Raw genomic sequence first — 13,329 nt, 5'->3', positions numbered from 1 at the left:
GACCTCCTTCTATGCTGTTTTTTTACGGTCGATTAACACCGCGATTAAAATTACAATTCCTTTTACTACTTGCTGGAAGAATGAAGAAACACCGATTAAGTTCAATCCGTTATTCAACACCCCAATAATCAAGGCACCTACTAATGTACCGAAAATCCAGCCTTTACCGCCCGTTAAACTTGTTCCGCCTAAAACAACAGCTGCAATTGCATCCAACTCATAAGATGTCCCTGCTGTTGGCTGTGCAGAGTTTAGACGAGATGTTAAAATCAGCGCAGATAAAGCGGCTAACATACCTGTTAATGAGTATACGGCAATTTTTACACGATCTACATTGATTCCTGATAATTTAGATGCGGATTCATTGCCGCCTACTGCATAGACACGGCGTCCGAATGTTGTTTTATGCATAATTACATATAACGCAATGAAAGCGAGAATCATTGTACATACCGGGACTGGAATACCGAAGAAATATCCTTTACCCAGCATTTGGAATGTAATTTCATTTCCTAAATCTGAAACAGGACGACCATCCGTATACACTAATGTTAAACCGCGGTAAATCGTCATTGTTGCCAATGTTGCGATGAATGGTGCTACTTTTCCTTTTGCAATGATGACACCATTGACAGCACCAAGAACGGCACCTAATAACAAGGCCGCCAGAATTGTTAATACAGGATCTATTCCTGAAGCGAGCATTGTGGCAGCTACGGCACCTGTAAGGGCTAATGTCGAACCGACCGACAAATCGATGCCGCCGGTTAAAATAACAAAAGTCATACCAAATGCGATAAGTGCACTAATCGAAACCTGACGTAAAATATTTAAAACATTATCTGTTGTCATAAAGCTTGGATTTAAAATCGTAATGACAATTACAATCAAAAATAATCCTAAAAGAGGACCTAGCTTTCCTAACATTTCTTTCGAGCTAGTTTTTAACAATTTCTTCTCCTCCTGTTGCGTAATGCATAATAGTTTCTTGTGTTAAGTCAACATTGTCTAAAATTGCCGTTTGGCGTCCTTCGTGCATGATCATTACACGGTCAGCCATACCTAACACTTCCGTTAGCTCTGAGGAAATCATTAAAATGGCTACACCTTGCTCAGCTAACTGATTCATAATCGAGTAGATTTCCTTTTTTGCACCGATATCAACACCGCGAGTAGGCTCGTCCAAAATTAAAATATCCGGTTTTGTACTTAACCACTTTGCGATAACTACTTTTTGCTGATTACCGCCGCTTAATGAGCCGACAGCCTGTGCCGCATCACTGCAGCGTATATTTAGCTGATCAATATATTTAGCAGCATGCAATTGCTCTTCTTGTGGTTGAATAAAACCACTTTTTGCAATTGCTTTTAAATTTGTTAAAAACATATTTTCCTTAATTGAAAAATCCAGTACAAGACCTTCTGTTTTGCGGTCTTCCGTCACAAATCCAATCCCGTAATTCATTGCCTGAATCGGATTTTTAATCGATGCTTTTTTCCCGTGGATAAAAATATCACCTTTGGATTTTTTAAGGTTTCCAAAAATCGCCTGGGCTACTTCTGTACGGCCTGCTCCCATTAAACCGGCGAATGCCAGGATTTCCCCTTTACGGATCTGGAAGTTTATATCTTTGCATAGTTCAGGACATGTCAGCCCTTTTACTTCTAAAGCGACTTCCCCAATCTTTGCATTACGGCTTGGATAACGTTCACCAAGCTCACGCCCGACCATCATTTTAACGATTTCATCAAAAGTTGTTTTTGGAATTTCACGAACCCCAACATACTCACCATCACGTAAAATGGTAATTCGATCACAAATTGCAAAAATCTCTTCCATACGATGTGAAATATAAACGAACGAAATACCTTTTGCCTTCAGTTCCCGGATCGTTTCAAAAAGTGTTTCAATTTCACGATCTGTAAGGGCAGCGGTCGGTTCATCCATTACGATATACTTCGCTTCCGAATTAATCGCTTTGGCAATTTCGATCAGTTGTTGTTTTCCGACTGACAGTGAACCCGCAGGCTGACGTACATCAATATGCAAACCGAGTTTTGCCAACAGAGCCTTTGCTTCTTTATTCATTTCGCGCGTACGAAGGAATCCCGTACGACCGATTGTTTTTTCTTTTCCTAAAAAAAGGTTTTCTGCTACAGATAAATGCGGCAAAATGTTTAATTCCTGGTGAATTACGTGAATGCCTAGGTTTTCTGCGTCTTTTGCTGAAGTAAATGTATACGACTGACCATCAACTAGCACATCGCCATTGTCACGCGAGTAAATACCGGCCAAAATTTTCATCATCGTTGATTTACCGGCACCATTTTCACCCATTAAGGCATGGATTTCCCCATCTAACAGGGTGAACTCAACATTATTTAATACGACGTTGCCACTGAATGCTTTTTTTATGCCCTTCATTTCAATCATGTTCCGTCACCTACCTTAGAAAATTACGCCGCTTTGTAGCATGATATTGGCGTATGGTGTTATTTCACCTGTACGAATAATGACCTTTGCTTCGCTCGACATCTTTTTGAATTGTTCATGTGATATATATGTAACCGGTTCCACAATTTTCAATAAAGATGAATGAATTGTTTCGTTTGCAGTTACGATTTCTTCAGCTAAGTAACAATGTTCCACTTTTAAATCTTCCAGAACGACTTCTAAAATTGTCATAAATCCAGGTTCTCCGAGCTTGTATGCTAAATCGATACATGTAACGCCGTCCGGAATCGGTAATCCGCAATCGGCAATAACAATTTTATCTGTATGACCTAAGCGTGCAAATATGCCGGCCAATTCGCGATTTAAAATGCCCTGTTTCTTCATTTTGCGCCGTCCTTTCGAGCAGTCACCTCATCTAATTTTGGCATACCGCCTTGGGCACCAAATTTTTCAACGGATAATGACGCCGCTAAATTCGCAAAAAATACCGCTTCTTCAATCGACTGCCCGTTTGTAATCGCATGTGCGAATGCACCGTTAAATGTATCACCGGCACCTGTTGTATCAACAGCAGTTGTTTTATATCCTTTTACGTGCACATGTTTTGATCCATCGTAGTAGCGTGCACCATCTTCACCTAATGTTACGATTAACTGATTTGGATATTTTTCCAATGCTGCTTCAACATCGTCTCCAAAGAGCAGGGCACATTCAGTTTCGTTTGGTGTTAAGTATTTAATATTAGGCATCCACTCAATGTCGAAGTTTGCTGCCGGGGCAGGGTTGAATAGTACAGGTACTTGAAGTTCTTTGCATAACTTTAAGCTGTACTCAATCGTTTCCACTGGAATTTCAAGCTGCATTACTACTAACTGACTGTTTTCAATGACCGTTTTTGCTGAAGCAATCTCTTCCGGTGTTACTTTAGAGTTCGCCCCTGGTACAACGACAATGCGGTTGTCCGATTCGTGGAGTAAAATATTTGCAATGCCAGTAGCACCATTTGTATTTATAACTAAGCTTGTATCTATATTTTCTTCATTAAGGTTTGCACGCAGCTCCGTACCGAAGCTGTCTGTGCCGACAGCACCCAACATTTTAACCTGGCTGCCTAGACGGGCAGCAGCTACTGCCTGATTTGCACCTTTACCGCCTGGAACCGTTGTAAATAAGCTTCCTAAAACAGTTTCCCCTTTTTTAGGGAATACATCCATTTGAACAACTAGGTCCATATTGATGCTACCTATTACCGTAATCATTTTGCAGCTTCCTTTCTTGTCGTCCCTCGCACAATTAGTTGTGGATCTATATTTAATACCGTTTGTATAATTTCTTTGCCTTCAATCTGTTCAATTAACATTGTTGCGGCTGCAGCACCCATCTTGTATAAATCCTGGCCGACCGTTGTTAATGGGGGTGATACCATTTCACCAAGTGCAATTCCGTCAAAGCCTACAATTTGCATGTCCTCCGGTACGCGCTTACCAAGTTTATGCGCAATATGGAGTGCAGCAATGGCTAATGTATCACTGCTTGCAAAAATACCTTCAATCTGCGGGTTTACTGATAAAGTCTGTTCAATCGCTTCGGCAGCAACTTTAAAATCGAATGATGTTGTGATAATAATTGGCTCCAGTCCTTGTTCATCCGTTGCTTCAAGAAATCCGGTAAGGCGGTCATCCGCGGTTTTTAAACCTTGTGGACCACGAATACACAGTAAATTTCTTGCCCCATTTTTAAATAAGTACTCCGCCCCAATCCTGGCCCCTTTTTGGTTATCGGTTGCCACAGTCGGGATAGTCGCGTCGATTATTCGGTCAAGTGCAACGATTGGCGTATTAATGGACATATAAACAGAAGGGTCCAGTAAGCTTGTTGCTACTATTAAGCCTGCAACATATGTTTGTGACAGACGCTCTAAATATAACAGCTCTTTTTCCATCTGGTCGTCTGAATTACAAAGAACAACTGTATAGCCATAGGACCATGCCATGTCTTCCACTGCACGCGCCAGTTCTGGGAAATATGGATTTTTTATATCCGGAACAATAAGACCAATAATATTGGATTGTTTTTTACTTAATGAACGTGCAACACTGCTTGGCTTATAATCCAGCTCAAGAATTGCCTTTTCAATACGTTCTGATGATTTTTTACTGACATAACCATTTTGGTTTAAGTAGCGTGATACTGTTGCCACAGAAAGATTTGCAACCTTTGCTACATCTTTAATGTTAACCATCTATCCGCCCCCTAAACAAAATGTGTTACCGGTTACATAATATATGCTATACAATACAAATTGTCAACGAAATAAAGGACATAAAGAACAGAAAAACAGCTTCCATTACGTAGAACCTAGTTATTCAGACAAAAAATACTCCATATTAAGTTATACTAAAAAAATTATAATGACATACTAATGATTTCTTTTATATTCGATGTAATGGATTCCCTTCCTATATATTGGTCATATGCCAGTATTTGCATGCACTTATAAAGCTTTAGATATAGGCGGATATTTAAAGTTTGGGGAAGTTAATGGGACTGTCATAATGGATTGGTTCGATTCATTCTTCTTATCGTAACGGTTATTTTGTTTGACCATGCAAAAATGGTACAATAGGAAGGTGAGAAAAGTTGATAGTAGACTGGTCGAAAAGCCGGCCAAAAGTAATAGCAAAGTTTGAATAGTCCTTGCATTATAGTCTAGCGAACAACAGATAAGGAAGGTTCTCCATGCAAAATAATCAATCAAGAAAGCTGGCACATGGTGCAATGATGATTGCGCTGTTCACTGTGCTGATGGCAATCGTATTTTATATTCCTTTGGCGAATATTATCGCGGCGATTATTGCTCCATTACCGATGATTTGGTATAGCGCAAACTATAATCGGAAGTCATCGCTTTTAGTCGCAGTAATTGCTGTATTTGTTACTTTTTTTATTGGTGGACTGCTATTACTGCCTGCGTCATTAATCTTTGCGGCAGCAGGTGTAGCGATAGGGGATGCTATTTTTCATAAAAAAAGTAAAGTATTTATGTTTATCTCAACGAGTCTTGTCCTGCTGATCACATTTGCGATTCAGTATTTAATTTCATTGCGTTTGTTTGAGGTAGATTTTATTCGGGATTCCCTTGCGCTCATGAAGACAAGCTATATGGAATCGATTAAAATGACGGAGAGTCTGACTGGACAACCTGTGCCCAAAGAAACAATGGAACTGGCGAATACAATGTTAAATACGTTGGAAATGACAATACCGGCTTCCATTACGTTTGCCATGTTGTTTTTAACATTTATTATTATTACTGTTAATTTACCGATTTTAAAACGCTTAAAAGTAGACGTACCGAAGTTTGCGAAGTTCAGTGAATTACGTTTACCGCGATCGGTGTTATGGTATTACTTGATCGTTTTATCAGTGAATTTATTCGTTCGTCCAGAGGCCGATTCTACATTGGCTATTATTATGCTAAATATTTCAATGGTATTATGGGTATTATTAACAATACAAGGTGTTTCATTTATACATTTTGTCATTGATTCGTTTGGCTATCCGAAGTTTATAAAAGTTTTGAGTACAATTTTAGCGATACCTCTTTATTCATTTGTTATTTTAGTAGGTATTGTTGATTTAGGCTTTAATGCACGTAATTACATTCGAGAAAAGAGTCAGAAATGAGGAGCTGATGGGAATGGGGGTTTTTCGTAAAAGACCAATTCGATATCCACTATTAGTATTGTTTTTACTTGGTGCAGTAGCAGCTATCCTTATTATGATGTGGAATGTATGGGTGGGAATAGCCTTTATAGCTATTTATTCAGCAGCAGCTTACTACACGGTAAAAGTTGAATTATTAACATATGTAGAAACCGAAAAGCATATACAAGCACTTTCCTACCGGATGGAGGATGTCGGAAAAGAGGCATTCCTGGAAATGCCATTCGGAATCCTGTTAATGAATGATGAAATGACGGTGGAATGGGCAAATCCGTTTATGCTCCGCGTCCTGCAGCAAGAATCGCTGGTCGGATATGAAATGGAAATGATTTCAGAAGAGCTGCCTCTACTTGTTAATCAAGACCAAAAAAATGAAACGGTCATTGCCATCAATGATCGGAAATATCATATTTATTATAAAGAAGAAGAGAAACTTTTCTATTTCTTTGATATTACAAAGCAAGCGCAGATTGAAAAGCAATATATGGCGGACCGTACAGTACTCGCTATTCTATTTATCGATAACTATGATGAGCTTACTTCGGGCATGGATGATCAGGCACGAAGCGTCACCAATACGATGATGACATCGATTATAAATGAATGGGCGGCAAATTATGATATTTTTGTTAAAAGAATCGCATCGGACCGTTACATGGCTGTGTTAAATGAATCGATTTTATCGGAACTTGAGCAGAAGCGTTTTTCAATTTTAGATGTAATTCGTGAACGAACACTGATGCAGAAAAATTTATCATTAACATTAAGTATCGGTATTGGAGCAGGATCTCAATCTCTTGTGGAGCTTGGGCAATTAGCACAATCCGGACTTGATCTGGTTCTGGGCCGTGGCGGTGACCAAGTTGCCATTAAGCAGTCCAATGGTAAGATTCGCTTTTATGGCGGTAAAACAAACCCTGTTGAAAAGCGCACAAGAGTACGTGCCCGTGTAATCTCGCATGCACTGAGTGATTTAATTCAGGATAGTGACCGCGTTTTCGTAATGGGTCATAAAAATCCCGATATGGATTCAATAGGAGCATCTGTCGGTGTACGTAAAATGGTTGCGATGAACGGTATTGAAGGATTTGTCGTAGTCAATTTTGATGAAGTACGCGGGAGTGTAGACCGGTTAATGACCGAACTGGAGCAAAAAACCGATTTTTACGATCGCTTTATTACACCGGACGAAGCTTTATCGAAAATCACTCCAAAATCACTTGTAGTTATTGTCGATACACATAAGCCGAGTATGGTAATTGATAGTCGAATACTAAGCAAAACGGATAAGGTTGTTGTTATCGACCATCACCGTCGTGGTGAAGAGTTTATCAATAATCCTACTTTAGTATATATGGAGCCGTATGCATCCTCTACAGCAGAACTTATTACGGAGCTGCTGGAATACCAGCCTCAAAATGAAAAGTTATTGCCGCTTGAAGCGACAGCATTATTATCTGGTATTATAGTGGATACAAAAAGCTTTACATTAAGAACAGGTGCGCGTACATTTGAAGCCGCTTCATATTTACGTACATTTGGTGCTGATACGGTGCTGATTCAACGTCTTTTAAAAGAAGATGTAGAAACATATGTCGCCCGTTCGAAAATTATTCAAACTGTTGAATTTCCGTTTGCAGGAATTGCGGTTGCACATGGTGAAGATTCAAAAGTATATGATTCAGTATTAATCGCACAAACAGCAGACATTTTATTAACAATGAAGGATGTCGGTGCCTCATTTGTCATTGCCCATCGCAATGATGGACTAATCGGTATTAGTGCACGTTCTTTAGGAGAAGTGAATGTCCAGCTTGTCATGGAAAAGCTTGGCGGTGGAGGCCATTTAACAAATGCCGCTACCCAGATGGAAGCACAAACCATTGATGAAGTGAAAAAATATTTATATGAAGCAATTAATGAAGTAGTCGAAGGGAGTAATGAATCATGAAAGTAGTATTTTTAAAAGACGTAAAAGGTAAAGGCAAAAAAGGTGAAATCAAAGAAGTGGCAGAAGGTTATGCACGCAACTTTTTAATTAAAAACGGTTATGCAAAAGAAGCCAATAACCAGGCAATCAGCGAACTGCAAGGTCAAAAGCGTTTAGAAGAAAAAAATGCGGCAGCAGAGTTGCAGGCAGCGAAAGATTTAAAAGAGCAATTAGAAGCAATTACAGTAGAAGTAAAAGCGAAATCAGGTGAAGGTGGTCGCCTATTTGGTTCAGTTTCTACAAAGCAAATTGCAGATGCATTACAAAAGAAACATGGTTTTAAAGTAGATAAACGTAAAATGGATTGTAATGACGGACTTCGTTCATTAGGTTTTGCCAATGTACCAGTGAAATTACATCAAGATGTAAAGGCTACTTTAAAGGTACATGTAATTGAAGAATAAGGAGCGACAACAATGAACGAATCCATGATGGACCGTGTTCCTCCGCATAATAGCGAAGCGGAACAATCGGTCATTGGAGCCGTATTCCTTGAACCACAAGCTCTAATAACAGCATCTGAAATTGTTGTAGCAGATGATTTTTATCATATTGCCCATCAAAAGATTTTCCAAACGATGCTGAACTTGAGTGATCAGGGAAAAGCAATTGATCTTGTCACTGTAACGGAAGAATTATCAGCAAAAAAAGAGCTCGAGGATATTGGCGGATTAAGCTATATTACTGAATTGGCAAGTGCAGTTCCGACAGCTGCCAATATCGCACATTACGCAAAGATAGTGGAGGAAAAGGCGATTTTACGTCGCCTTATTCGCGTTGCCTCTAAAATTGCGGATGACGGATATACACGGGAAGACGAGGTAGAGGTTCTTTTAGCCGAAGCTGAAAAGAAAATGCTTGAAGTTTCAAACCGTAAAAATGCGGGTGACTTTAAGCACGTAAAAGATGTACTCGTTCAAACATTTGATAATATTGAACAGCTTCAGTCACGTGACGGAGATGTGACAGGTATTCCTACCGGCTTCCGTGATTTGGACAAGATGACGGCCGGTTTCCAACGCAACGATTTAATTATTGTGGCAGCCCGTCCTTCAGTTGGTAAAACAGCCTTTGCCCTAAACGTAGCCCAAAGTGTTGCTGTAAAGGCCCGTGAAAATGTAGCCATTTTCTCACTTGAGATGGGCGCGGATCAGCTTGTCATGCGTATGTTATGTGCAGAGGGGAATATTGATGCACAACGTTTGCGTACAGGGGCTTTAGAGACAGAGGACTGGAGCAAGCTGACGATGGCAATGGGAAGTTTATCAAATTCCGGGATTTATATCGATGACTCTCCTGGCGTCCGCATGACGGATATACGTGCAAAATGCCGTCGATTGGCTAAGGAAAGCGGTTTGGGAATGATCTTAATCGATTACTTGCAGCTTATTTTAGGCAGCGGTAAGCCAGGGGAAAACCGTCAGCAGGAAGTATCGGAAATTTCCCGTTCTTTAAAAGGCTTAGCGCGTGAATTAAAAGTACCTGTAATAGCCTTGTCACAGCTGTCTCGTGGTGTAGAGCAGCGTCAAGATAAACGACCGATGATGAGTGACTTGCGTGAATCCGGTTCAATCGAGCAGGATGCCGATATTGTAGCCTTCTTATACCGTGATGACTACTATGATAAAGAATCGGAAAGTAAAGATATTATCGAAATCATTATTGCGAAACAGCGTAACGGTCCAACAGGAACTGTAAGTTTGGCATTCCGTAAAGAATATAATAAGTTCCTGAACTTAGAATTTACCCCTCCTCCACGAGAGGAATGATACTTAAACACGAACATTACACATTAGTTAAATGTGGATGTTCGTGTTTTTTGTTGACATTTAGGATTTGAAATTGATAAAATGTTCATGTTTCATCATTAAGGAATTAAAAGGTAAATTCTTATGAAAAAGAATGAAATACTTAATACATAATCATTAGGTGAATCATTCGTCGGAGGTGCATATAGATGACAGCTGTAGTTGTAGTAGGTACGCAATGGGGAGATGAAGGAAAAGGTAAAATTACGGATTTCCTTTCAAAAAGAGCAGATGCAATCGCACGTTATGCTGGTGGAGATAACGCGGGACATACAATTAAAATTGGTGAAGAGACATATAAATTGCATTTAATCCCTTCAGGAATTTTTTATCCGGATAAACTTTCGGTTATAGGAAATGGTGTAGTTCTTAATCCAAAGTCAATTGTAACGGAATTAAAAGGACTGCAAGCTAGAGGAATTGATACTTCCAATTTAAGAATTTCCAACCGTGCACATGTTATTTTGCCATATCATATTTATCAGGATATCGTAGAGGAAGAGTCACGTGGTGATGAAAAAATAGGAACAACAGCAAAAGGTATTGGTCCATGCTACCAAGATAAAGTTGCGCGAATCGGAATCCGTGTAGCAGATCTTTTAGATAAAGAAACATTTGAAAAAAAATTACGTGCAAATCTAATATTAAAAAATCGTTTATTTACGAAGTTTTATGAAGTAGAAGGCTTACAATATGATGATATTTTCGAGGAATACTACGCATATGGTCAAGAAATTGCCCAATATGTAACGGATACATCAAAAGTACTGAATGATGTTATTGATGAAGGCGGTAAAGTGCTGTTTGAGGGTGCGCAAGGAATTATGCTTGATGTCGATCAGGGTACTTATCCATATGTAACATCTTCAAATCCAGTGGCAGGCGGTACAGCAATCGGATCAGGTGTAGGTCCAACAGCTGTAGAACGTGTTGTTGGTGTATGTAAAGCATATACATCCCGTGTTGGTGATGGCCCATTCCCATCTGAGCTTCATGATGAAATTGGCCAGCAAATTCGTGAAGTAGGCCGTGAATATGGTACAACAACAGGTCGCCCGCGTCGTGTTGGATGGTTTGACTCGGTTGTCGTTCGTCATTCGCGCCGAGTTTCGGGGATAACAGATCTGGCTTTAAACTCTATAGATGTATTATCAGGCCTTGAAACAGTTAAAATTTGTACAGCGTATGAATATAACGGCGAACAAATTACAGAATACCCGGCAAACCTGGAAATCATTGAACAATGTAAACCAGTCTATGAAGAACTGCCAGGTTGGTCAGAAGATATAACAAACGTTCGGGCATTTGATGACCTACCTGAAAATGCGAAAAATTACGTACAGCGTATTGTTGAGCTTACAGGTATTTCATTGATGACGTTCTCAGTTGGTCCTTCACGCGAGCAAACAAATATTGTAAATGAAATTTGGAAATAATGATTTGAATTAATGGAGTGTATTAAAAGTCTATCCGGCTTTTAATACGCTTTTTTTATTAGTAAGAAAAACTATAAATGGATATAAAGTGGGGGTATGTACTATTTTACCTACTAAAAATGTAACATTCTTTTAGAAAATAATACATTTACATTACAAAAAGACTGGAACGGTTCATTTGAAATGTGAAATATGCTACATTAGCAAAGTGTGTTTTTAGTCACCGCTAGTTATTTTAATGAAAATACATCATTTTTATAGAACAGATCTAGTTGAAAGGAGCTTTATCATGAGTTCAAAAGGAAACAAGTTAGACTTAAAAAAATCAAATCTAAGTCTAATGAATCGTCATAATAGAAAACTTAAAATGGCTGCATTATTTGCCTTACTTGCTTCTACCGTGACATTCAATATAGGTTTCGCGAATGAAACAGATAAAGAAAAATTCGCTAAAGTTTTCCACGTTTATGTATCTGATACATACGTAGGTAGTGTTGCAGATGAAGCAACAGTAAATGAGGTTATCGAACAAAAAGAGCAAGAGGCAAGCGAACAATATGAAGATTTAACAATTGACGCAGGCGCTGATATCTCACTTATCCCAGAGCAAGTATTTACAGTCGATGCTAATGAAGAGCAGACATTAAAAAACCTTCATGAGGCAATTACTGTTCAGGCAAAAGCCTACTCACTAAAAGTGGGAGAAACAGTCGTTGCATCAGTGAAGGATAGAGAAGAGTTTGAAGCTGTAATTGACGGATTAAAGCTTCAATTTGTGACACAAAATGATTTAAAAGAATTGCAAAACAATGCATCTAAAGATTCTGTACCCGAATTACAAAAGGATGAAACACGTCTGGTAGATCTTACATTATCTACTCCGATTACAGGAGATGAAGTGTTGGCCGAGCCGGCAAATATTGTTTCTGCTAAACAAGCGGTACAACTGTTACAAACAGGAGCATTGGAGCAAGAAGTATATACTGTAAAAGCAGGAGATGTGTTAGGTTCTATTGCAAAAGCACATGATTTATCAACTGCTGAATTATTAAAGATCAATCCTACGCTTAAAGCAGATACTGTCCTGCAAATTGGTGAACAAGTCAATGTAACTGTACAAAAACCATTTGTTACAGTAAAGGCTGTTTATGAAAAGAAAAAAGTAGAGGAAATCGACTTTGCGAAAGTTGTCAAAGAAGATGCAACAATGCTTAAAGGTAAAAAAGTAGTTAAGCAGGAAGGCGAAAAGGGCAAGAAAGAAGTTTCATATTTAATTACCGAAGAGAATGGTGTCCGTACGGAAAGAATACAGTCAGAGGCAAATGTAGTATCAGAGCCTGAAAACCGTATTGTAGTTGTCGGAACGAAAGTAATCCCTTCTGTTGGAACAGGAACTTTTGCTTGGCCGGCAGTGGGAGGCTATATATCAAGTAACATGGGAGAGCGTTGGGGACGTTATCACTACGGAATTGATATTGCCCGCCCATCAAATTATACGATAAAAGCAGCGGACAACGGCATCGTCAAAACTGCAGGCAAGCATTCAACATATGGAAATTATGTAGTGATTAACCATAAAAACGGTTTTGAAACGTTATATGCTCATTTATCTCGTATTGATGTAAAAGTTGGACAAATTGTGGAACAAGGCTCCGCTTTAGGACAAATGGGTTCAACAGGACGATCAACTGGAACACATTTACATTTTGAAGTTCATAAAAACGGTAAAGAAGTAAATCCGTTATCATATTTAAAATAATTTTTAGCAGTCCAAGACAGAATTGGGCTGCTTTTTCTATAATATGGTCTTCAAGTTATGTGGATGGGAAAATTTCAAAAAATATTCTTAAATGGGTGGAATATTTCCCGGAAAATAATCATAGCAATATAGCTGTATAATGCACCAAATGGCAA

Annotated in this window: 11 protein-coding genes; 6 read left to right on the top strand and 5 right to left on the bottom strand. The window is 39.0% G+C overall.

What is annotated here, in order from left to right:
• Nucleotides 1-9: 9 nt before the first annotated feature.
• Genes rbsC through MKX73_RS06890 form a run of 5 tightly spaced genes read right to left on the bottom strand, consistent with a single transcriptional unit; the run spans nt 10 to nt 4,697 of the window.
• The gene (rbsC, locus tag MKX73_RS06910; RefSeq protein WP_340716832.1) at nt 10-951 is read right to left on the bottom strand and encodes a ribose ABC transporter permease; all 942 of its coding nucleotides are present in this window, start codon (nt 949-951) and stop codon (nt 10-12) included.
• The gene (locus tag MKX73_RS06905; RefSeq protein ID WP_340716831.1) at nt 938-2,434 is read right to left on the bottom strand and encodes a sugar ABC transporter ATP-binding protein; all 1,497 of its coding nucleotides are present in this window, start codon (nt 2,432-2,434) and stop codon (nt 938-940) included. The genes rbsC and MKX73_RS06905 overlap by 14 nt, the downstream gene beginning before the upstream one ends.
• Before the next feature lie 15 nt (nt 2,435-2,449).
• The gene (gene rbsD, locus MKX73_RS06900) at nt 2,450-2,839 is read right to left on the bottom strand and encodes a D-ribose pyranase (protein WP_340716830.1); all 390 of its coding nucleotides are present in this window, start codon (nt 2,837-2,839) and stop codon (nt 2,450-2,452) included.
• Nucleotides 2,836-3,714, bottom strand: coding sequence for a ribokinase (rbsK, locus tag MKX73_RS06895; RefSeq protein WP_340716829.1), 879 nt, complete (start codon nt 3,712-3,714; stop codon nt 2,836-2,838). Before rbsK ends, rbsD begins: the two co-directional genes overlap by 4 nt.
• The gene (locus MKX73_RS06890) at nt 3,711-4,697 is read right to left on the bottom strand and encodes a LacI family DNA-binding transcriptional regulator (protein ID WP_340716828.1); all 987 of its coding nucleotides are present in this window, start codon (nt 4,695-4,697) and stop codon (nt 3,711-3,713) included. Before MKX73_RS06890 ends, rbsK begins: the two co-directional genes overlap by 4 nt.
• A gap of 497 nt (nt 4,698-5,194) precedes the next feature.
• On the opposite strand from MKX73_RS06890, the gene MKX73_RS06885 reads away from it, so the two are divergent.
• From MKX73_RS06885 to MKX73_RS06860, 6 genes are all read left to right on the top strand, one after another.
• Nucleotides 5,195-6,142 carry a YybS family protein gene (locus MKX73_RS06885; RefSeq protein ID WP_340716827.1) on the top strand — a complete coding sequence of 316 codons (948 nt, stop codon included), beginning with the start codon at nt 5,195-5,197 and terminating at the stop codon, nt 6,140-6,142.
• Between the two features lie 13 nt (nt 6,143-6,155).
• Entirely contained in the window at nt 6,156-8,132 is a 1,977-nt protein-coding gene (locus MKX73_RS06880) for a DHH family phosphoesterase (protein WP_340716826.1), read from the top strand.
• On the top strand, nt 8,129-8,575 hold the full coding sequence (gene rplI / locus MKX73_RS06875) for a 50S ribosomal protein L9 (protein WP_340716825.1): 447 nt from the start codon (nt 8,129-8,131) through the stop codon (nt 8,573-8,575). The genes MKX73_RS06880 and rplI overlap by 4 nt, the downstream gene beginning before the upstream one ends.
• A 12-nt stretch (nt 8,576-8,587) precedes the next feature.
• Nucleotides 8,588-9,940 carry a replicative DNA helicase gene (gene dnaB, locus MKX73_RS06870; protein ID WP_340716824.1) on the top strand — a complete coding sequence of 451 codons (1,353 nt, stop codon included), beginning with the start codon at nt 8,588-8,590 and terminating at the stop codon, nt 9,938-9,940.
• 188 nt (nt 9,941-10,128) lie between these two features.
• Entirely contained in the window at nt 10,129-11,415 is a 1,287-nt protein-coding gene (locus tag MKX73_RS06865; RefSeq protein WP_340716823.1) for an adenylosuccinate synthase, read from the top strand.
• A 289-nt stretch (nt 11,416-11,704) separates the two neighbouring features.
• Nucleotides 11,705-13,174: a peptidoglycan DD-metalloendopeptidase family protein gene (locus MKX73_RS06860; RefSeq protein ID WP_340716822.1), complete on the top strand. Its 1,470-nt coding sequence runs from the start codon at nt 11,705-11,707 to the stop codon at nt 13,172-13,174.
• The last annotated feature ends 155 nt before the right edge of the window (nt 13,175-13,329 follow it).

It is taken from the genome of Solibacillus sp. FSL W7-1436 (assembly GCF_038007305.1).
Classification (GTDB): Bacteria; Bacillota; Bacilli; order Bacillales_A; family Planococcaceae; genus Solibacillus.
Note: the sequence above shows the minus strand (reverse complement) of the source record. Positions and strands in the feature narration are given on the sequence as shown.